The following is a 20658-nucleotide window of genomic DNA, read 5'->3' as shown; positions in this document are numbered from 1 at the left end:
GTCGGACACACTGACCGCGTGGACCTCCCATACCCGTGTGTCTGTTGCGGCTACCGCACGTTGGGGGATCCGCCGGGCTCACACGGAATCTGCCCTGTGTGCCGCTGGGAGGACGATGTCTACCAGTTGCGTTGGCCGTACCGGGCAGGCGGTGCGAACAAATCCTCATTGATTGACGCGCAACGCAACTTCGGCAGGTACGGCGGGAGTGACGAGGACAGCCTCGTTGAGAACCGAGCCGACCCGGCCGACTATGGCAGAGATCCGCACTGGCGGACGATCGACCTTCAAGGGGACCGCTTCGAGCCAGGCGGTGGCGCCCTGGCGGCTTGGCCGGATGATCGGACCGTCCTGTATTGGTGGCGCCGACGCACGGGCCGGACTTGGTGGGATGACATGCCGGCCATCGGTTTCCCCGAGCCGCCAGTGGACGACGCCGATCCAACCGGCTTCGCCGAGGCAGTCCGCGCAGTCGCGTCTGTGGCAACCCCGGCCGATCCGGACAATCTCTCGGGCATGTCGATCGATTTCGACCACTACCTGTTTCGGTGCCCTTCGATCCGGGAGGTGACCGTGACGATAGGCCCCGACCCTGCCCAGCAGATCACGGCTGTATGTATCGCCGAGCCGGCGGCATCACCGATGCGTGTCGCGGGAGAGGTTGAGCAAGCCTGGCTACGCGACCTGCGGTATCGCCACTGGGAAGTCCACCGGTTACGCACCACGGCGACGACAGTCGAACTCGACGTTGCCACCCGCGTCGATGAAGACGGTTACTACATCACGGGGCTGATCGTCGTGCGGTGGATGCCAGCTCGAGGCGGGGACCGTTCGTAAAGGCGCTCGCGCCATGTTTCGTCCGCTCGCGAAATTGATTGAGACGCGTGGGGATCGCTCTTCCACAGGTGCGGACTCTGCTACCGCTTCCGCGGGGTGCGCCAAGGCTGACGCCTTCGGGTCTGCCGAAGGGGTCTCCGGACTGAAGGGCCTGGTCACGTCGCTGCCCGTGGGATCGGCGTCTCAGATGACGGTACCGTAATGGACTCCAGCAGGCTCGCCGACAATGCTGCAGATCGATCTACAGCAGACCTACAGGCACGGCGTTAGGCGACTCGAGATACCGGCCAACGCCAGCCATCCCGGAACGACATGCCTGACTACTTCGACCTCTACTGGGAGGTCACACCGCACCGCTTGATCGCATCGCCGCAGGTCAGAGCTCTCGTCTCTGTCCGCCGGCGGTGAGCACTTCGGCTGCGGTGACCTCTTCGCCAACCTGCGCCCAATCTGCTCCCAGTTGCAAGGCCGGGCCAAGTAACGGCTCCTTACCGCCCTGACCTGCGCACACTCCCTGGCCAGGCGACATAGGGCGATGTTGACTGCTGCGCAGAACCGCAGAGCACTCCGCGGGAACCAGGACGCTGCACCAACTCTGGCCTGGGCAAATGTAAAGCCGCAGGTAGGGGTGGGTGCAGTTGGGGGACGTTGGACGCCGTTGGATGCGGTTCAAGGACGTTCAGTGCACGCTGTTGCTCCCAGCCTGCTCCCCCGGTCTTGGGTCCGCACCGGACCAGCGTCGGATCGTCGGCTATCTATCAACGCCCGTATGAACGCCTTCGTGGGCTTGGTGAGGAACCCTCAGCCCGCGTCGACGATTTCCACCGCGGGTGCGAAGTGGCGGACCGCCGCCTCAATGCTTGGCCGGCGCAGTCGCCAGAGGGTCGCCGGTCGGCTGTCGGCGAGGACGGCCGGCGGCACGTGCGGGACGAGCGCATGGTTCATCCGCCGCAGGCCGCGCGAGCGCGCCGAGCCCGGCAGCGGCGGCAAGCCGGGGCGCCGCTGCAGCCCGACGTACGGGACCGTGGTCGGGCCGGCCTGTTGCGTCCACAGCACGACAGCCTCGATGTCGGACCACGGCACCACCGCGGTGTGTAAGGACGGCCAGGGTGGCGTTTGACCCAACGTGATCCCAGCCGCGTCGACGCGCAGCGCCACACGGCGGCTCAGCACGCTGACGAGCCGCAGCAGCAGGAACGCGCCGCCAAACACGATGGCACTCAAGCCGGGCAGAAGTTCGTCGCGGAGAAGCGCGACGCCAACGGCTACGAAGACCGCGCTGGTAGGTATGAGCAGCAGGTCGCGGCGGGTGAAGCCGAACCGCTCCTCGTACACCTCGCCCGGCGCGATCGTGCTGCCCTCGGAGGCCTTGCCGTGAGACATCTGCGCCGTGGGTTGCTGAGTGACGGTGACGTAGGCGAAGGCTCCCAGCCAGCCGGCGAGCGCGAAGCTGACCACGCCGTCCCATGGGATCGGCAGTCCGGTGAGGATCAGCCGGTACAGCAGCAGGTAGGCAACGATCGTCACCGCAAGAGCGGCACCAAGTGCCCACCAGCGATGCCGCGGACGGACCACCACGTGCCACCAGAGCAGCACCAGCGTGCCGCCCGGAGCCAGCACCGCCGGACGCATCCACAGCGCCGGATCGCTGCCCTTCACCGCGCCGAGCACGACAACGACGCCAAGCATGAGGACCGTCGCAAGGGGCGGCCCCAGAATCGCCCAGCGAAGGCGCAGAGAACTCGTATTGTCCGGCACGCGGGAACAGTACGGGAGGAAGATCGTCCACCACCCTAAGCCGCGCACCAGCGCGCGTCCTCACCAGGCAACCCTTACACCACGACCGTTGTCAGCGCCTAATGCCACCAAGATCAAGTGTCTTCTCACCGACACGTCCGCACGGCACCCGGACCGACTCAGTGGGACGCTGCGTAGGACGCATCCGGACCTAACGGCGCCCGGACACGGCAAGGAACGGGGACGATCGGCCGCTCGAGACCTTTGCGGGCTGAGCCAGCGGGCATCGGGTTCGTGTGCTTTGAGGACCAGGTCGACGCTTGAGTACGAAGTAGCGGAGACTGTCAAGGTGTCCCACGTCCGTTACAACTAGACGTGGACGTCGTTCTTGACTACGAATGGTACGGGGCCGGCTAGCTGCCGACCCCGTACCGATATCGCTACGCCTGATCGTCTTTCCTTCCAAAGACGGCGATCAGGTGCAGCAGGTGGGCGATGGCCTTGGCGGCGACGGCAAGGCCATCGCGCCCCATCGCTTGCAGCAGTTCAGCTGCAAGCTCAGCCGCGATGGCCGCTTCCGTCACTCCCCTTCGGGCCGGACTGGACGGCGCTGGCTGCGACGCTCGGTCGGCGGGACGTTGCTCTTCGGGGACCTCATCTGGCCCCTGCTTGTTCTTCTCGGTCACCGGTGTACCGAGAAGAACGTGAGTGTCCCGTGCTTGATGAATAACGGGCGGATCGAGCGTGAGTGACGACTCAGCGTGTACCTGCGAGGGTGTGATGTCCGCCTCGGGGGCCCGGCGCCTCTTCGCACAGGATGTCCGACGCCGTGGAGACTGGTCGTGTATTCCGCGACGACGCAAAATCATCACCTAAGTGGACATTCCGTTGCCCTTGAGTTATGCAAGTTGCAGAAAGCATTTGAGAAGGAGATTCTTCTTTGCCTGCATGTCGGGATCCCGTCAGGGAGATAACCGAGAGTAGCCAGACACATGTGACATCGTGATCATTGTCGAGTTCGAGCGGGCCTCGACAGCAAGGATGTGCCGTAGCCTGCGGCACCACCGCATGAGGTGGGCCTCGTCGCCTTCGTCGCCCGTGTAGTGCGGGAGATTCATCGCAGTCCCCTTGTTCGCGTTTCGCCAGTCGTTCGTGTCCGACCGGGCGCATGCCGTCACTCGCCTTACAAAGTAGACAGTCACCGATGAGAATGTGCGAACGGGAAAGCCGCGATGAGATTCCCATGCATCTAAAGACATTATGGCCAGATCCGTGCAAATAGGATGCGGTTTGCGATAAGTGCCCACCTCAGCCGTAGTAGTGGCCGAGGTCACGGGTCAGGCTCTGCCGGTTGACGTGTCGGGGCAGATTTTTGACGAAGACGACCCCGGGCACGAGGGACCGGGCCAAGTAACGCCGGCAATACTCGCGGACCGCCTCCTCATCGAGCGTCGCCGGCGTTCAGCGCGAAGAAGGCGGCCAGGCGTTGCCCCGGCGGCCTCACGATCGCCTTACTCGGGTGGTCCCGCCGCGACATCGATGCCGGCGTTGGCGAGCAGGGTCAGCGCTTCAGGGAAGGGACTGTTGAGCGGACCATGGTGGATGCGCACGCGGCTGGCAAAATCGTTGTCCCGGGCGATGCGGGTGGCGTCGCCGAGCACAGTGACCCGGTAATGCCACCATTGCACCGCTCCGTCGCGCTGCTCGACCCGCATTAGGTCGTCAGCGGCCCGAGCGGCGATAGCCCATCTGCCGTTGGCGCTGGTGGCCCAAACGGCAGCGACGTCGGCACCGTCGATGGCGTCGAGGACTTCGGCAGCCGCGGGGAACGGGTTGGTAAAGGTGCCGCCGACGTGGAGTGCGGTGTCGGCGTGCCGGCTTACCCGCCAAGCCGGCCGGCGATCCTCCAGTAGGTCGATGGCGGTGGCGATCGGGTCGTCATCAACGATCATCGCCACAGTGCGCATGACGTCGTCCGGGTCAATGGGAAAGCCCCGGCTGTTGCTGATAGCTTCCGCGTGGTCGGCCACCAGATTGGCGTTGGCGGCGACAACGAGATGAGCGGCTCGGTGGGCGGCTGTCTCGTAGCGGAGGTACTCGGCGGGGCGGCCCGTCGTGGGTAGGTGATCCCGGATGAGGTAGAGAGCGACTGCAGCCACGCTCGCGACGTTGGCCTCGATGGCCGGTGGACGGTCGTCGAGGTCGAGCGTCTCCACCACCCCGGCGAGCACGCTGATCCATCCGTGCTCGCCGTAAGGCGTCTCCCAGGCACCCAACTCGACGCCGACGAGCACGAGCGTCCCCACAGCCAGACGGTCGACTGCGGGCAGGTGGGCGAGGTCGTTACGAACAGCACGGGTTAGGGCGCGGCCGATGCGGCGCAGCTCGCGCAGCGCTCGCTCATCGATGTCGTCGTCCGGGTCGCTCTCGCCGTCTGCGCTGCCAGGGCTGTCGGCCTCGGCGTTCTCCCCGGTTGAGGGGTCGATGTCGTCGTTAACGGTATTCGCGTCGTCTTCGTCGAGTCCGGCGGCGCGCTCGTCGCTGAGCAAGTCGGTTGGCTGGAGCAGGTCGCTGCCGTAGGTCATGGTGGCGGCGGAGAGGGCCGCGAACCCGCCGAGGGAGAAGTGGAACATGGCCGCCCCGAGCCGGCTCTTCGCGTCGTCGCTGTAGCGCAGCCAGTCCTCGGGATCGCTGTCGAGCTTCGGCGTGCCGGTGGAGGCATCCGACTCGCCAGCGGGGCCGCCGGTTCCACCCACTGCGGGCAGGGCGATGCTGGCGCGCGCGGCGGCGAGTTGGCGGACCCCGTGGAGCCACCGTTCGGCCAGGCGGGCGTCGGCGAGGAGCTCGATCGGTCCCTGGGCCCTTCCGCGTGGCTCGTCACCCAGGCGGAGCATCGTGCGTGCGGGATCGGTTACGAACACCAGGTTCCCGTCGCGCGTGACGCCGTGCGCGGTCCACACCGTCCGCACCCGGGATCCGCCGGGCAGGTCGACGCCAGCGATGAAGCGGTGGACGGCGCCTTCGGGAACGGCGCCGACGTCGGCCCAGGTGTCGAAGTCGGTGTGTGCGGAGGCCTCGACCCGTACCGGGCAGGGCGTGGGGCAGGCGAACGTGACGTGCAATCCATCGGCAGCGCGGGTCGCCGCGAGAAGCGTGGCCCCGGTGGCCATGTCGACGTGTTTGGTCGCGCTAATACGCACGGCGGGCACCTCGTCGAGGCGGATCGGCACGCCGCCGGGAAACAGCGATGCGGAGGGCTGGGCGAGGACACCGAGCTCGACGTTGCCGCCGTCTGCGACGGATTTGAGCAGAGCCACCGAGGACAGGTTGGGACTGCCGGTGAGCGTCCAACAGGCGCCATCGTCGCCGATAGCTTCGACGAGCTTGCCGTGGCGGTAGGAGCAGTGACGGTCCTCCACCACCTCGAGGTCTATGCCGAGATCGTCGATCACGCGGGCTATCGCCTCGGGTTGCACGACGGTCCGGTGACCGGACTGCACGGCCAGCGTGACGCGTGCCGGGGTCAGCCGCAGCAGCAGCTCCTGGATAGCCTCGGCGCGCTCGTCGTGAAACGGCGCGTACAGCCGCAGGCACCTCACGGGCGTGGCCGGCAGCTGGTCGATGATGGGAGCCTCGGAGGTGTGCAACAGGCGGTGGCCAGTGTCGACGACCTGGCCGTCGTTGAACGCTTCGAGGGCGGCGGCGGTGCGACCCATCGCGTCGGCGGCGGGCGGGCTGATCGCGCACAGCCGGACGACGCTGCGCAGCCATTCGGCCGCGTCGAGGACCAGCTGCGGGCATCTGTTGCGATCTGCGGCGGCGATCGTCCAGGTTTCGGCGTTGAGGTGCCAGCCACCGACCGAGAGGTTGCCCGAGCCGACGGAAACCAGGGCCCGCGCAGGCCCCGCGATGACGGTGAGCTTGGGGTGGAATGCGCTCCCGGTAGGGGTGGCGGCGAGCCCGTGTATGTAGCGGGTGCCGGCGTTTCGGGCGGCGCGCGGATCCGGCTTCGACATGCGTAGATCGCCAACGACCGTGACGCGGGCGCCGGTCGCCTGGGTGACGCCGAGCACGGCACGCTCGAAGAAGCCGAGGTCCGCGTTGAAGGTGCAGAACAGGGCCTCCCGGGCCTGCCGATCGGCGTGTTTCTCCTCGGCGAAGATGTACGGCAGAGGCGACGGCACTGTGACAACGTCGCCGGCGTTCTGATAGTCGCCGACGACGACGGCGGGCTGGTCAAGCAATGAGGTCCCCCCGGCCACCGATCTCCCATACCTCGTCGGTGCGGGCGAGCAGGCCCATGCCGGCGAGGATGCCGGCCACTTGGTCCCACCGCAGAGAGGCGGAACCGGCAGTCTCGTCGGAGTCGCGGAACAGCAGGTCATCGCGTAGATGCACCCGAGTGGGAACCTTGAGAACGCCCTTTCGGGGATCGAGGCGGGCTTTGGCCAGCGCGAGTCGCTGGGACCGGTCGACCATCGTGTCGGTGAGCCATCGGGCAAAGTCGCGCAGCGGCCTGTCGTGCCATCGGTCAAGCTGGTCGGCCAACCACCGCGGCGCCAGCTCCTCGTAGCGATCCTGCGCCACGTGTCCCTCGAAGCCGTGCAGCTGCCGACCGGCCAGCTCATGCACACGGCGAGCGCCGAGGGCCAGCACGCTGAGGTCGCGTACGGGAATGTTCAGGCCCATCAGCCCCCGATCGTGCTCGGCGGGCACCGGCTGTCCCGCGCTGTCCATGGATGGTGGCAGCCCATCCCGGAACGCCCCCACGGTGCTATCGGGTAGCAGGTCCGCAAGATGCGCGGCCAGCTCCGCGCGGGGCGTGATCCCTTGGATGCCGTTGACAAGCCACGCCCAGAGGCTCCGCCACGCCGTGACGGAGTAGTTGCGCAGGATGAGGCCCCGCCACTCGTCGGACAGCTCCAATGCGGACAACACCGGGTCGCTCATCGCCTCCGGCTCGAATGCCAGAAACCGGGACACGTCCCGGGTTACCCGGCGGACCTCCGTCAGCTGAATGACGCGCGCGATCATGCGCAGTGTCTGCCGGCGGACACCGGCCCGCGTCGCGAGCGTCTCGGCCTCCGGGGCGGCGAATAGTCGGGCGAGCCAAGCGCCGTCCGCGCTAGTGGCCGAATGGCAGACGCACAACGACTCGTAGGCGTCGAGCATCGCGTCGTCGAGCGTCCGCCTGCTGACCAGGTCGAGCACGTCGCCGAGCCCTTGAGCGACAGGGCCGGTATCCATCTGGTCACCGGGACCGATGTCGTCGGCTCTGGTCACGATTCGAAGCAGAACCTCGGAGCCCCGGTACGCCGGCCAAAAACCCCAATTCGGTTTGGCGTAGACACCCGGCGCGGCCAATTCCGCCACATTCACACCGCCGTCCGACGCCCGCCTCAGGATCTCGTCGTAACCATGTGGTCGGGACAGCGCCTCGTGGGCGGAGCCAGCGGCGCGGTAGTGACGCGCCGACACCGCCCCAACGACGACCTCAGCCCGGCGCAACAGGCTCTGTGCCGCGCCGCGGGCCAGGCCCCGCCGCTGCGCCTCCGCAGAGATCAGGCCGTGAAGCGCGTAGTAGCGGGCGTTGAGAGTAACCGTCGTGACCCCGGGGACAAGCCGATCTACAACGTTCATGGTGAACCGCTCCACCGACAGCGGAAACCGGCCCGTGTAAGTCCTTGATCCAGAAGACGACCAGGCAGGACCAGTCACCACGGCCGCCAGTCTGCCGCCGGCTCCGACTCGGCGCAAGCACAGACGAGCGTCGAGGTGAGAGCCAGGGTGACGACCAAGCTCGTGAACACGAGGACCAGAAACGCAAGAATCAAGTCGACGGTGACTCCTTCGGGTTCGCCGAAGAGGTCACCGCCCAGAAAGCCCTGGTCAGCGGGTTGCCTGTGGGATTCGGGTCTCAGCCGACGGAACCCCGACAAGACTCCGCCACGGCGGATCTAGAGCCAAACGTCGATGCAGGATGGTCTCGCGACTGGCGTAGGTGGGCCCGGGACGACAAGCCGGCAGTAGGCAGGCGGAGAGCAGCCAACACTGACCACTTCGGTGTTCTCCGGGAGGTCACGCCGGGCCGCTCGCCCGCATCGCCGCAGGTCAGCGCCCTTCACTCTGTCCAGCGTCGGTGAGCTCTTCGGTAGCGGTGACCACTTCGCCAACCTGCACCCAATCTGCTCCCACTTGCAAGGCCAGGCGACCCAGCAGCTCCTTACCGCTGTGACCTGCGCATACTCCTCTACCAGGCCGCATAGAAAGCTGTCGAGCGCTCTGCGAAAACGCGGAGCACTCCGCGGGAAGCAGGACGCCGCACCGACTCTGACCTGCGGAAACGGAAGCGTGCAGGTCGTAGCGGGTGCAGTTGAATGCCGCTGGGTGCCGTTGGAAGCTGTTCAACGGCGTTTGGTGCACCCATCTGCTCCCAATCTGCTCCCCCGATCTCGGCGCGAGACCCTTGGCGGCTGATCGGCGGGCATCGTCCCGGGGTGCAGGCGGACGCCCAGCGGTCGGTCGCATTCCCTGAGCTTCGATGATCGCGGCGGCGTCGGCGATCACAACACGTACGGTGTCGATCCTCCCAACCGCCGACGGTCGACGTGTGCCACGCTCCGGCGGTGCCGATAACCAGAGCGACTGTCGCCGGAGCAGTTATCGCCCTCGCTGGGCAAGCCCTTGCCACTGGAATCACGGTTGCCTTGGCCATCGCCGCTGGTGGAGGGCCGAACGCGGACCTCGACGCCGGCGAAAAAACTGCGGCGCTGTTCTTCGGCTTCGCCACGTACGGCATCGCGCAACTGGTGTTGCTGGGCAGCTGCGTCGCGCTGTCCGAGCGGCTGGGCCGCGGGTCGTCCACTGGCCTTATGACCGGCTGGGCAGTAGGACTAGCCGTGAGCCTGTATACATGTGCGGAGGTTTCGGCACTTAGAAGCGGGGCGACAGGGGCCGGGGAGCTGGGCCTGCGGGCGCAGCAACTATCGGCATCGGTCGGTAGTGGGATTACGCGGCGGGCTTTCGATTGCGACTATGGGCAGCATGTCGGACGAGGTGGAGCTTTACGACGTGATCCGAAAGGTTCGCGGCGATCTGGCCAGGGCCATGTGGGAGGGCGAGGGCAAGGATCTACGCTTCCGGCTCGAGTCGGTTGAGCTGGAACTCGAGATCGCCGTGATGAAGGTCGCCAGGGGCGCGGCAAAGGTCAAGCTCGTCGTCGTGGACGCGGACGCCGGTAAGGAGCGGGCGACCACTACCCGACACCACGTCAAGGTCGTGCTGAGCCCGCGGCTGATGGGCGAGGTGGAAGAGTCGCCCTGGGTGTCCGGTCCGGCGGTGGACAGCGAGGAATAGCGGTAGTGCGCCCTGATCGTCTCGTAGAGATCGTGGTCGAGCGGGCCGACGGAATCTACCGGGGCTCGGGGTATCTGGTGACCTCTTCCACCGTGCTGACCGCCCGCCATGTGGTCGAGGGGGCAAGCCGGATAGAGGCCCGCTTCAACTCGGGCCTGCCAACCGCGACCGCGACGACCGTCGAGATCACCAACGTTGACGCCGAGTCGGATCTCGCGCTGCTCAGGTGCCCGGCCACGGACACGGCCGAGCCTGCGCCTCTCGGCCGGGTCAATGCCGCTGCGGCCGTGCTCGATGTGTACGTCGCCGGGTTCCCCCGGTGGAAGCTCCGCGGTGGGCGGTTCCGGGAATCGGCGACGGAACCTGGAACCGCCGCGCTGCTGGCCAATCGGCGGGAAGGCACTCTCCAGATCAACGTGGCTCCGCCGGCAACTGATCCAGAACAGGGGCGGTCGCCCTGGGAAGGAATGTCTGGTGGACCGGTTTTCGCCGATGGCCGACTGATCGCCGTGGTTGCGCAGCACCAACGGCGCGAGGGCCTCAACCGGCTGACCGCGATACCGCTGGTCACATGGCTTGACCGGGTGACCGGAAGGGAACGGGCTGAGGTCCTCGGCGGACTGGGCATGGAGCGGGATGAGCCACTCAACGACGTCGCGATCACCTCAACCTCCGCCTATCAAGCCCAGGCTCGGGACATCGCGCCAGAGAACCTCGTCGGCCGGGCGCTCGAGATGGATGCGCTGACCGGGTTCTGCGCCGGCGACGAAGCGTACGTCTGGTGGCAGGCGTCTCCTTGGGCGGGCAAGACAGCATTGATGTCCAGCTTCATCTTGACCCCTCCGGCCGGGGTTCAGGTGGTGTCGTTCTTCGTCACCGGCCGGCTTGCCGGACAGTCGAACAGCACCGCCTTCACCGAGGCGCTCGTGGATCAGTTAGCCAAGATCCTCGGTCGGGAGCTGCCACCGAGCACCGGGCCCGCCGCACGCGACGCGCTTCGCCGCCAACTCCTGGCCGACGCCGCGTGCCGGGCGGCGGCGTCACGGCAGCGCCTGGTCATCGTCGTCGACGGACTCGACGAAGATACCGGTACCTCACCTGGTTCCGAGGTGCCGAGCATCGCCTCACTGTTGCCACCGCGTCCAGGTCCGGGCCTAAAGGTGATCGTGTCAGGGCGCCCACACCCGCCGATCCCGGCCGACGTTCCGGACGACCATCCGCTCCGCCGCTGCCGGGTGGTCGAGCTGACGCCGTCCCCTCACGCCGAGGGCATCGCCCGGGAGGCGACCCGAGAACTCGGCCGACATCTCGCTTCTGATGGCGTCCCCCGGGACCTGGTCGGGCTGCTCACGGCGTCAGGAGGCGGCCTCGCTCTCGACGACCTGGCTGAGCTGACAGCACTTCCTCGCCACGCGATCGACGACGTGCTCAACGGCGTGTTCGGACGCACCATCGAGCGAAGAGAGGGCGTATTCCTCTTCGCTCACGACGCGCTCCGGACGATGGCTGTGGAGCGGCTCGGATCAGCCGAGTTGGCTCGCTACCGCGATCGCATTCACCAGTGGGCGGACAGGTACCGGGGCCGGGGATGGCCCGTGGAGACACCCGACTACCTCCTGCGTGGTTACTCCGGCCTGCTCCGCGAGACGCGTGACCTGCCACGGATGGTGGCCAGCGGCACCGACCAGGCGCGCCACGACTGCATGTTGTCCCGACTGCACGCAGACACCGCGGCACTTGCCGACATCGAGGCCGCACAGCGAACCCTGCTGACCGAGCCAGAGCCCGACCTAGTCTCGATCGGCCGATTGGCGGTACATCACGACTTCCTGGTGCACCGGAATCTCACCATCAGACCGGACATCCCGGAGCTCTGGGCTCAACTCGGGCTCATGGATCGCGCGGCCACGCTGGCTGAGTCGATCACCGATCCGGGCCGACGCGAGGCCGCGCTCGAAAGGGTGCTCATCCAGGCAGTCTCCGGCCGTGACTGGGAACGGGTTGCCGGGATGCTCCGCCAGATCCCCGACGCTAAAAGGCGAACCGAGGCGACCGTCGCCGCAATGGTCGCGCCGGATGCCCCGGTCCGGGCGCTTCTAGACCAGGAGCTCGGAATCCTAGCCGCGTTTTCCGCCGAACAAGACCGGACGCCCTTGGTAGTGCGACTGGGCACTGCACTTGCTGTCAACGGCGACCGGATGAATCTTGAGTATCTTGTCGGCCGGCTCGACTCCCTCGCGCAACAGATAGATGTGCTCCTGCGCGTAGCGGAGGAGTGCGAATACCAGGGCGTTGACGCAGGCGCATTAGTCGAGTTAGGCGATTCGTTGGCGGAGGCCGCTCCTGCGGGCGAGGACAAAAGAACCGCTCTCGACCAGCTTTCCGAACTTCATCGCCTCCGTCGTGAGCAACCGCCTCGCCCTGGCCCTCACAATCAGGTCGTCGCACTGACCGACTGGGAAAAAGCCTCCAGTGGAAGAGCAACGAACGATACCCAGGTGCCCGACGCGCAATTGACGGCCGCAATTCGTGCGTCGCGCTGGTCGAAGGCCGCTACGATCATCTCGTCCTACACAGAGGACGAGCAGAAGAGGGAGGCATGGCTACGGGTGGCTGAGGCGCAATGGCAGTCAGGGCACCACGAGGACTCGCGAGAGTCGTTGAACCGGGCGGTCAGCGTGGAGAAATGGCGCTTGCGATCCAGCAGGCAACCGTTGAGCAGGATCGCCATGCTCGCCGCGGCTCAAGGTGGCCTCAGTCGCCTCACCGAAGTGTCGCAGAAATTTGATGGATGGAACGAGGTGAGACTACTGTGCACCGCCATTCGCCACTCGTCGATGAGTAGCAATCCGGCGGTTTTATCCCAGGTCATGAAAACGGCGCTAAGTCGCCCGTGGCTGCCGTTGTCGGAGTCTCTCACGGAGCTGGTCAGCGCCGCTTTCGATGGCGGCAGCAGTGATCTGCTTTTCCACCTAATCGGGCAGCAAGCACCGCAGTCGATCCTCAAATACTTCGTCGTCGCTTTCTTGGAAGTAGGCGCACTCGATCGCGCCAGGGCGTTGGCGGATGAGATCCGCCAGCCGGAGGAACGGGCGGTCGCCTTGGTTTCCGTCGCACGGGCGCTGGCCGAGGCCGGCGACAATGTCGCCGCCAAGGATGTAGCCGAAAAGGCCGAGCTGGTGGCACGTTCCATCCCTGACCTGGCCTGGCAACGGAAGATCTTGTCTGAGATGGCCGCACTGGCGGCTGCGGCCGGCGATTCGGCGGTTACGACAGCGCTCATAACCGCGGTAAAACGGCTTACCAACGAGACAGAGCCGCTCGAGCCTGTTCTCGGCTTGGTGGCAGAGTCGCTCAGAGAGGATCGATCCCTGCTCAAGATCCTTGGCGGAGTCGCCCTGGTAACCGGCCAGAACTCCGAAGATCACGACACCCATGGTGAGTTGGTTGCCCGTTTAGCCCGGATCATCGCAGCCGAGGGCAGAACCGACGACGCGCGTCTGCTGCTGACCATCGCCGAGCGTCTGGTCGCCGTGATCCCCGTTCCGGCCCGCCGGGACTGGGCGCTCGCGGATCTGGTCTGGGCGGCTTCGGCGATCGGCGACTTCGCCGTCGCGGAGCGGGCGGCCACCACGGTCGACAGTTCGGATCGCCGCGCAGAGCTCCAGATCCACGTGGTGAGTGCCATGGCCGCGGTTGGCGATGTGCGACAGGCGGAATCTGCTGCGTCTCGGATCGCTGTGCCGGGGAAGAGCGAGGAGGCATTCCTTGAGATTGTCAGAGCACTGACGCGCCGGGGGGATCTGGACGAGGCCGTCACCGCGGCCGCCTCGATCGGCTTTCCCGAACTCCGATCTGAAGGCCTGCTTCTGATCGTGCAAACCTCCGCGCGTTGGGGGGATCTGCATCGCGCTGCGAACGTCGCAAGTCTCATCCCCGACGCCACTTGGCGCCGGTGGGCGTTCGAATGCATCGACTCGACCACCCGAGCCTCAGTGGAGGCGAGGAAAGCTGAAGCCGTCCGACACCCACCGCAACACGAACTCGCTCCGCCAGCCGCATGGCGACTTTTTTACCAGCTCAGCTACTCTGCGGATTCGCCCGCCGATGTTCGCAGCACGGCAGCCAACGCGTTCATGGCCGGAGGCAGCCGAACACCCCTCGCGATGCTCGTTCGCCCCTATCCAGAGGTGATCACGGCGATTGCCACCGAGACCTTAGCCCTCGTAGCCAGCGACAGGTGACCGCTGGCAACCTCTCCCAACACGTCAGCCTGCCAGTACTCGAACGTCACTACGCCTGTCTGCACTGGTAGCCAGCCTCGAAGAGGGCGTCGCACCCAAGTAGGCATGCGGGCATGGCGATGTGGTCGAGGTCGCGTGCCTCTTCTTCGGTACAGACCGCGCGCTTCTTGATGTGGGCGGCGCGCAGGAAGCGGACCGGGTACGTCTCCCCGCAGATAGCACAGTCGGCGTCCGTGGCTGAGGCAAAAAGGCGCTGCCGCAGGAGGGCTTGCTCGCCACGACGGGTGGCTATGCCGAACCGTTCGAGGTCCCCTTCGAAGGTGAATGCGCCGGTTGTGGTCTCGAGCTGCGGTGGAGCGTCGAGGGTGATCACGGGAGGGCTACCGGACGCGCGGGCACCCGGCAGGGTGAGCAGCACGGCTCCGATGAACGCACTCCGGTAGGTACTGGTACGCGGGTGAAGCTCGACGCACCCGTCGCGCAGGAGGCGGCTGAGGGCATCGTCGACCCAGGCGACCGGTACAGGTTGGCCGTTGGGGCTGCGTTCGGTGCTGACGATGACGTGTGGTGGGCGTACTTCGATGACGGTGTTGAGTCGGCCTGAGGCTGTGGTCAGCCGCCGACCGACCAAGCGGCGTAGGAGGTCGGTCGCGCCGGTCATCGCCTCGGCGGGTAGGTGGCCGTTCACTGAGGTGCCTCTGCCGAACGAGTGTCGTACGACGGCCAGCCACTGTCGGTCTGTCAGAGGAAATGGATTGCCAGACCACGGCCGCGTGAGTATCGCGCTATCAGCGAAGTCCTGATCGCCAGCGAGGGCAGTGCGTGGCACCGGCTGGTCCAAGAATCGCCGTGTGAGCCGGACGGGCATCACGCAGCGCGTGGCGACAGGATCAGGCGGCTCGGCGTAATAGCCATCGTCGACTCGCCCCTCTGTGGCCGATGTTGAAGGACCGGTGGTGTGACCCACCGCTACCACTCCGCCGGTGCTTCCGGTCAACCAGAGAACAACATCCTGATCAGGACGGATATCGCCGAGGTGATGTATCGCCGTCCACGCGGTGATCTCATGACCATCGGCGATGAAATCGTGGATGCGCCACTTGGTCGGGTTGCATTGCAGGAGCCACCGAATGAGACACCTTCCAGCAGTCACCCATGGACTCTTGGCGCCGCGCTGGCGCCGAACATCGGCTCGGACGTTAAGGGTAAGCCGATCCGTCGCTGGTCGCGGTGCCCGAGGCAGGCCGCCGCCCTGCGACGCCGGCCGGTAGAGCTGGCCCCTACATGGGTGCACTTCAACCTGGCCAACGATACCTCGAACAGCCTGGTCAGAGTCGTGTGAGCAATCGACGTCCTCGACGACGGAACAGTCGGTGCGCCCGTAGTACGCGATCAGACCTCACCGTCGGTGGCGACCGATGGTCCCTTCTTCGGCTGAGCGACGAGTGGAGGCACCTCTGGCGTTCCGCTCGAAGGCTGAGGCATCGGCAGCCGCCCGATCAGCGCACTTGGCCCGGTTCCCCGATGACGGCGTGGCAGGACTGCGGGCATGGGTACTGCGGGTTGACAAGGTTTCACGTACGGTGGTCCCGCCTTCGAAGATCGGGTCATCGGGCACCCGCTGGTTGGTGAGGAAACTGAGGAACGGATGAGCGACAGCCGCGAGCAACGCCTGTCGCTGGCAAGCCTCGACTTTCTCGGCGATGAGGCCGGGCTTCGGCAGCGCGTCGAGCAGGTTTTGCGGGAGGGCGGGAATCCTGACGATTCCGGCGGATCCGATGCCACTAGATCGGTTTCGGTAGTCGTCGATGCTCAACGGCGAGTTAAAGCCGTACTGGTTGGCCGCGGGTGGCGTAGCGAGGTTGGCGTGGCTGGATTTCCGGCGGCGCTCTTCGAGGCCTACAGCGCCGCCCTCGGTGCCGGACTCGAAGAGGCCGCCTTGGCGCAACTGCAGCAGGGGCAGGGTCCGTCGACACCGCCACGACGGACCGCGGTGCAGGCGTCGCCGGAGCTCGATGAGGACGTGTGGTCGCGGGAGACCTGGCGCACGCTGCAGGGCCTCGACGCGGAGCTGGATCGGGTGGCACAGCTGCGCGTTTCCCCGGTCGAGCAGGTCATGACGAGCCCCAACGGTTGTCTGACGTTGCGGATTCGCGCGAGCAGCATTGTCGGTATCACCGGCGACACGGGACGGATCGCCCGTGCCGACGCCGGTCAGCTGCGGTTCGAAGCCCAGTCCGTCTTCGGCGCCTTCGACCTGGCATGGGCAGATCAACACGACGTTGAGGGGTGGCCAGGTGGATGAGCTGAATGTCATCACGGACGTGTTGCGTACCGAGGGCGGCAAGTGGTTGCAGCTGTCCGACAGCGCTACCGCCGTCAAGGCCGCCGCGGAGGGGCTGAGCTTGGACGTCTCCGCCTTCTACATCGGCGACGTCAACGCGGGCGTCCACTCAGCCGCGTACCGCGACTTTCACGCCTTCATGGTCGGGATCCTCGCCGGGGCGGCGACGGAGTTTGAGCAGGTCGGTGAGGCCCTTCGTCGCGTCGCCGACGCCTACGACCGGGCCGACGAGGTGATCTCGCTGGACCTCAACACGATCTACAAGGCCTAAGCACGGACGTTACGACCTGGAAGGACACGGAAGCTGATGCAGCCCGCACCGCCGGACCTGGAATACGGCGAGCCGTTCAACAAGGCCTTCGACCAGATCCGCGTCGGTGTGGACCTTGCCGTCGAGGGGTTCAACGACGTCGTCTCGCAGGTCAACGAGTGGGCGTGGCTCCTTGGCCCTGCGGCGCTGCTGTGGATCAAACACAACCTTGACGCCGCGCGCCGCGGCCTGCGGGAGGTCATGGACCGGGTCGATCACGCGTTGGAGCATCGGATGCCGGTGCTGTCGCTCATTTCGATGAGCTTCCGGTGGGTCACCGGGGTGAAGACGCCCGTCTCCCAGCTGTCGTTCACGATCAGCGAGCCAGTCGACCAGAACCTGGTCAAGTGGACCGGGGACGCGGCACGGGCCTACGCCGACAAGGCTGTCAAGCAGCGGGCGGCGGTTGACGAGTCCGTTCTCAAGGCGGAGTTCATCAGTCAGTGGCTGTTCAAGATCGCTAGGGCCAACGTCGACTACGCGGTGGAGCTGGCGACGATCGTCACCAAGCTGGCGGGTCAGTTCGCCCAGGCCGCCGTCGACGCGACGACGGTCGTCAACATTCCCTGGGCCATCGACACGTTAGCCAAGTCTGTCGGCGATATTGTCACGGCGGGACTGGACACCCTCCTGCGGATCGGTGAGCGTTTCGTTGACGCGTTGGGTAACGTCCGGCATATCGCGACGCAGGTCGGTGACTACTCGAAGCTTCCCGGCGGCCGTTGGCCCGAAGCCGTCCGCGGGTAGGGCCTGTCGTCAGGCGTGCGGGACGGCGGTGTAGGTCGCCTTGAGGATCGCCAGCGCTTTCGCGGCGAGTGTCTTTGTAGGCAGGTAGGCGTCGCCGCCGACCGCGAGCCAGACCTTCACCACCAGGTTGGCGCGGCGGGCGTGGAGCATGTACTCGGTGTACTTGAAGCCAGGGTCTGATCGCTTGACGAACCCCTCGGCCTCCTCGCCGACGCCGGAGACGGGGCCATCGGCCGTCATGCCTGTCACCTGCTGGGTCGCGGTGTAGAGGCGTCCGGCCTCCTCGGCGCTCGTCAACGAGGAGGTTTCCACCAGCAGGTTGGCCTGGTGGTCGTCGGCGGTGCGCATCTCGAACAGGCACGACGAGCCCTGCCGCGCCAGCGGGGGCTTCGGGTCGGTCCGAGCGACCTTCACCGATAGGTCCGCCAGGGGTGCCAGGTCGGTGCGCCGGCACAGGTCAAGGTTGGTGGCGTCGTACAAGGAGTCAACAGCGGGTGCCGGGCTACTGGTGGCGGGAACACCAACGCTCGGCGAGGTGGTGACGGCACGGGGCCTCGCTGATCCGCCGTCGTCGCACCCTGCGGTAACCGCGAGCGTTACCAGAAGGCCGACAACTAACGCCCGATTGCGGGACCGCGCTTCCACGCCGTTGACCATACCGTCAGCTTCGTTAGGTTCTCGCCCGTGTGGGTTGCCCTTATCGTCGAGGCATGCCCCACGAGACCGTCGAGTCTGTCGCTCGTTCCCGTGCGATCACCGCGGCGGCGGTTTTGCAACAACTGGTCGATCTACGCGCCTACCCTCACCGGCACCTTGCCGTGGTCGCCTACGCCGCTGGCGGCGACAACATCAGCCAGGCTCTCGCGGCCGCCGACTACCTCAGCCACACAGGATGGGAACTCGTCACTCTAACGGAGGTGGGGGGCGGCCGGACGCTGCTCGCGATCATGCGACGCCGGTGAGCCAGCGGGGCAAGGACAGAGGGCTCGGCTGTTCGGTTGTCGCGAGCAGCCCGGCGCCCAGTGCGGATCCACGACTGATCGGGCTGTCATCGCGGATTGTCTTCCTGGGTCAGCGCTGCCGCAGCCGGAGGACGGTTCCTCGGCTTCATAAATCATCGGGCCACCAGTGTGGGTCGAGGCTTTTGCCGTGGCCTCGCGGGCATCGTCCGTAGCCGGTGCTGGAGACGTTCCAATGGTGGTAGCAGTACGGGGCGTCGCACTGGCCGCAGAATCCGGCGTCGTCGTAAAAGCCCGCGGAGGTCACGGCGGCGTACCGGTACGGCTGGGTGAAGGCGTCAGTGATCCGTTGTGCCTCTGCCGGGTCCACCGGTCGGCCGGATCCGTTGCCCGCCACGATCCCGGAGAACAGCAGCCACCATTGCTGGCCGCTGTGGCGCTGTCGGGCGGCGGTGTAGGCGTCGCGCTGCGGCGGTGACCAGCGCTGCCAGTCCACCGGCTGGGAGGCTGGTGCGACGAGTTCGACGTGGGCTGCCGGGCGCCCGCACACCGCGCACGGTGGTTCCGCGACGAAGGCCTGAAGCATGACTCTCATCCTCCCCCGTTAGGCGACCACGCGCAGTCGTCGGACGGTGTCGCTGGCACCGTCGGCCTGGGTGGTTTCCCACCGACGTTGCAGCGCGTCGACGACGGCGGCGATCATGGGCTCGGTGACGTGGCTGTAGATACCGCGCACACCGGGCAGGCGATGACCGAGGCGACGGGCTTGGGCGATCTCGGGTATGCCGTCCTCGATGAGCCACGTCTTGTGAGTGTGGCGCAGGTCGTGGAAGTGCATGCCGGGCAGGACCGGTGGGATACCCCGTTGAGGGTTGCCGGCGACGGCGGGTGTCCAGGCCCGGCGGTTGAAGTTGGAGCGCCGCTGGTGGTGGCCGCGGGCTCCGGGGAAGACGATGTCGTGGGGTTGTTCGGCGAGGTGGACGGCGAGGAGGGTGGTCAGGAAGCGGGGCACCCGGATGTGGCGCACCGAGTCGTTGGTCTTGGGTGGGCCGAGGAACAGCTTGCCTTCGACCTCGTGCAGGGCGCCGACGTCGGGGTGCACGTGGATGCTGCCGGTGGTGAGGTCGACGTTGTCGCGGGTGAGTCCGGTGAGTTCTCCCCACCGCATGCCGGTGTAGGCGGCGGTGAGGATGAGCAGCCCGTCGCTGGGGCGGGCTTGGCGGGCGACGATCGCGGCGACCTGCTCGGCGGTGGCATGCGGTCGCTCACCGCGGATGCCTTTGGGGATGCGGATTCCCCGGCAGGGGTTGAAGGGTAGGCGTCGGTCTTCGACGGCTTCTTGCAGGACCATCGACAGAACCATCATCACGTCGGCGACGGATCGTGGCGAGAGGCGCTTGCCGAGGGCGACGGCGAGGGTTTTGACGTGTTGGCGGCGGATGTCGACCAGCGGCAGCGGGCCGAGGGCGGGCAGGATGTGCAGCCGGAGGTGACTGCGGTAAGCGGCCCAGGTCGCGGGGCCCGCTTGGTGGGTCGTTTCCCAGATCGGAACCCAGTCGGCGAGGGGGATGCGTCCGGCGCGGGGGTCGATGTAGGTGTCACGGGCCGCTTCGACGTCGATCTCCTTGGCGCGGATGACGGCGTCGGCGCGCAGGTCGTGGGATGAGTCAGTGGTGACGGCTCCGTCGGGCATGCGCAGGCGCACGCGGAATCGGGTGCCGCGCTTTTCTACCCAGGCCATGGTGTGGTCTCCGTCCGGTTGGTGTCAGGGGTGGTGATTGACGCGTGACTGCCGGGGCGGGGCAAGTCGCCGGTGTGGCGTCGGTGGCGTCGGGTAGTACGCCGGCCGGTGGGGACTTGCGCGGCGGCGGCAATGATGGCGGCGAGGTCGGCGGCTGAGAAGCGCAGGTGCTTGCCGAGGAAGGTGCAAGGGATCTGGCGGCGGCCGGCGCGGCGGCGCAGCCATGACTCCGGCACGCGGAGTCGGGCGGCAGCTTCGGCCGGCGTGTAAAGCCTCGGTTCCTGCTCGCCGTGGCCCACGGTTGTGTCGTGGGGGGTGGGGGCGGCCGGTGGTGGTCGGCGTCGGGCGCGGGACTGGTTGGCAGGCATCGGTCGACTCCCGAA

At 66.7% G+C, this 20658-nt stretch carries 17 protein-coding genes; 8 read left to right on the top strand and 9 right to left on the bottom strand.

The features are described from left to right. The first annotated feature begins 18 nt into the window (after nucleotides 1–18). Complete coding sequence (locus tag AB0877_RS07470) at nucleotides 19–837, top strand: CPCC family cysteine-rich protein (RefSeq protein ID WP_366607558.1); 819 nt, start codon at nucleotides 19–21, stop codon at nucleotides 835–837. A gap of 801 nt (nucleotides 838–1638) precedes the next feature. Here the strand turns inward: AB0877_RS07470 and AB0877_RS07465 are convergent. The 4 genes from AB0877_RS07465 to AB0877_RS07450 form a co-directional block, all read right to left on the bottom strand. Then, on the bottom strand, nucleotides 1639–2595 hold the full coding sequence (locus tag AB0877_RS07465) for a hypothetical protein (RefSeq protein WP_366607556.1): 957 nt from the start codon (nucleotides 2593–2595) through the stop codon (nucleotides 1639–1641). A 419-nt stretch (nucleotides 2596–3014) separates the two neighbouring features. Beyond that, the gene (locus AB0877_RS07460) at nucleotides 3015–3260 is read right to left on the bottom strand and encodes a hypothetical protein (protein ID WP_366607554.1); all 246 of its coding nucleotides are present in this window, start codon (nucleotides 3258–3260) and stop codon (nucleotides 3015–3017) included. 825 nt (nucleotides 3261–4085) lie between these two features. After that, the gene (locus AB0877_RS07455) at nucleotides 4086–6818 is read right to left on the bottom strand and encodes a hypothetical protein (RefSeq protein WP_366607553.1); all 2733 of its coding nucleotides are present in this window, start codon (nucleotides 6816–6818) and stop codon (nucleotides 4086–4088) included. Continuing rightward, entirely contained in the window at nucleotides 6811–8229 is a 1419-nt protein-coding gene (locus AB0877_RS07450; protein ID WP_366607551.1) for a hypothetical protein, read from the bottom strand. Before AB0877_RS07450 ends, AB0877_RS07455 begins: the two co-directional genes overlap by 8 nt. A gap of 1389 nt (nucleotides 8230–9618) precedes the next feature. On the opposite strand from AB0877_RS07450, the gene AB0877_RS07445 reads away from it, so the two are divergent. Next, nucleotides 9619–9930: a trypco2 family protein gene (locus AB0877_RS07445; protein WP_366607550.1), complete on the top strand. Its 312-nt coding sequence runs from the start codon at nucleotides 9619–9621 to the stop codon at nucleotides 9928–9930. A gap of 32 nt (nucleotides 9931–9962) precedes the next feature. After that, the gene (locus tag AB0877_RS07440) at nucleotides 9963–14174 is read left to right on the top strand and encodes a trypsin-like peptidase domain-containing protein (RefSeq protein ID WP_366607548.1); all 4212 of its coding nucleotides are present in this window, start codon (nucleotides 9963–9965) and stop codon (nucleotides 14172–14174) included. A gap of 49 nt (nucleotides 14175–14223) precedes the next feature. Here the strand turns inward: AB0877_RS07440 and AB0877_RS07435 are convergent, their stop codons facing one another. Beyond that, the gene (locus AB0877_RS07435) at nucleotides 14224–14835 is read right to left on the bottom strand and encodes a hypothetical protein (protein ID WP_366607546.1); all 612 of its coding nucleotides are present in this window, start codon (nucleotides 14833–14835) and stop codon (nucleotides 14224–14226) included. Nucleotides 14836–15132: 297 nt separating this feature from the next. Between AB0877_RS07435 and AB0877_RS07430 the strand changes: the two genes are divergently transcribed. The 4 genes from AB0877_RS07430 (at nucleotide 15133) to AB0877_RS07415 (ending at nucleotide 17575) form a co-directional block, all read left to right on the top strand. Then, nucleotides 15133–15516 (top strand): hypothetical protein, encoded by a 384-nt coding sequence (locus tag AB0877_RS07430; RefSeq protein WP_366607544.1) that lies wholly within the window; start codon nucleotides 15133–15135, stop codon nucleotides 15514–15516. A gap of 306 nt (nucleotides 15517–15822) precedes the next feature. Then, a complete protein-coding gene (locus AB0877_RS07425; RefSeq protein WP_366607542.1) occupies nucleotides 15823–16479 on the top strand; it encodes a hypothetical protein in 657 nt (218 codons plus the stop codon). Further along, on the top strand, nucleotides 16472–16789 hold the full coding sequence (locus AB0877_RS07420; protein ID WP_366607540.1) for a hypothetical protein: 318 nt from the start codon (nucleotides 16472–16474) through the stop codon (nucleotides 16787–16789). The genes AB0877_RS07425 and AB0877_RS07420 overlap by 8 nt, the downstream gene beginning before the upstream one ends. A 36-nt stretch (nucleotides 16790–16825) precedes the next feature. Beyond that, a complete protein-coding gene (locus AB0877_RS07415; RefSeq protein WP_366607538.1) occupies nucleotides 16826–17575 on the top strand; it encodes a hypothetical protein in 750 nt (249 codons plus the stop codon). A gap of 9 nt (nucleotides 17576–17584) precedes the next feature. On the opposite strand, the gene AB0877_RS07410 is transcribed toward AB0877_RS07415, so the two are convergent. Further along, nucleotides 17585–18232: a hypothetical protein gene (locus AB0877_RS07410; RefSeq protein ID WP_366607536.1), complete on the bottom strand. Its 648-nt coding sequence runs from the start codon at nucleotides 18230–18232 to the stop codon at nucleotides 17585–17587. Between the two features lie 53 nt (nucleotides 18233–18285). Here AB0877_RS07410 and AB0877_RS07405 point away from each other — a divergent pair, with 53 nt between their 5' ends. Then, nucleotides 18286–18537: a transcriptional regulator gene (locus tag AB0877_RS07405; protein WP_366607534.1), complete on the top strand. Its 252-nt coding sequence runs from the start codon at nucleotides 18286–18288 to the stop codon at nucleotides 18535–18537. 145 nt (nucleotides 18538–18682) lie between these two features. Here the strand turns inward: AB0877_RS07405 and AB0877_RS07400 are convergent, their stop codons facing one another. The 3 genes from AB0877_RS07400 to AB0877_RS07390 are packed head-to-tail and all read right to left on the bottom strand — an operon-like array spanning nucleotide 18683 to nucleotide 20643. Next, nucleotides 18683–19120 carry a hypothetical protein gene (locus tag AB0877_RS07400; protein ID WP_366607532.1) on the bottom strand — a complete coding sequence of 146 codons (438 nt, stop codon included), beginning with the start codon at nucleotides 19118–19120 and terminating at the stop codon, nucleotides 18683–18685. Nucleotides 19121–19138: 18 nt separating this feature from the next. After that, nucleotides 19139–20275: a tyrosine-type recombinase/integrase gene (locus tag AB0877_RS07395; protein WP_366607530.1), complete on the bottom strand. Its 1137-nt coding sequence runs from the start codon at nucleotides 20273–20275 to the stop codon at nucleotides 19139–19141. Further along, on the bottom strand, nucleotides 20263–20643 hold the full coding sequence (locus AB0877_RS07390; protein ID WP_366607528.1) for a helix-turn-helix domain-containing protein: 381 nt from the start codon (nucleotides 20641–20643) through the stop codon (nucleotides 20263–20265). Before AB0877_RS07390 ends, AB0877_RS07395 begins: the two co-directional genes overlap by 13 nt. Nucleotides 20644–20658: the final 15 nt, after the last annotated feature.

The organism is Micromonospora sp. NPDC047644 (genome assembly GCF_040704315.1).
In the GTDB taxonomy this organism is placed as follows: Bacteria; Actinomycetota; Actinomycetes; order Mycobacteriales; family Micromonosporaceae; genus Micromonospora.
This window is presented reverse-complemented; position numbering and strand designations above follow the sequence as displayed.

Excerpts from the sequence above, each read along its gene's own strand:
- AB0877_RS07395 (WP_366607530.1), bottom strand. The coding sequence starts at position 20,275 with ATGGCCTGGGTAGAAAAGCGCGGCACCCGATTCCGCGTGCGCCTGCGC.
- AB0877_RS07445 (WP_366607550.1), top strand. The coding sequence starts at position 9,619 with ATGTCGGACGAGGTGGAGCTTTACGACGTGATCCGAAAGGTTCGCGGC.
- AB0877_RS07415 (WP_366607538.1), top strand. The coding sequence starts at position 16,826 with ATGCAGCCCGCACCGCCGGACCTGGAATACGGCGAGCCGTTCAACAAG.
- AB0877_RS07410 (WP_366607536.1), bottom strand. The coding sequence starts at position 18,232 with ATGGTCAACGGCGTGGAAGCGCGGTCCCGCAATCGGGCGTTAGTTGTC.
- AB0877_RS07405 (WP_366607534.1), top strand. The coding sequence starts at position 18,286 with ATGCCCCACGAGACCGTCGAGTCTGTCGCTCGTTCCCGTGCGATCACC.
- AB0877_RS07435 (WP_366607546.1), bottom strand. The coding sequence starts at position 14,835 with ATGACCGGCGCGACCGACCTCCTACGCCGCTTGGTCGGTCGGCGGCTG.
- AB0877_RS07400 (WP_366607532.1), bottom strand. The coding sequence starts at position 19,120 with ATGCTTCAGGCCTTCGTCGCGGAACCACCGTGCGCGGTGTGCGGGCGC.
- AB0877_RS07390 (WP_366607528.1), bottom strand. The coding sequence starts at position 20,643 with ATGCCTGCCAACCAGTCCCGCGCCCGACGCCGACCACCACCGGCCGCC.
- AB0877_RS07425 (WP_366607542.1), top strand. The coding sequence starts at position 15,823 with ATGAGCGACAGCCGCGAGCAACGCCTGTCGCTGGCAAGCCTCGACTTT.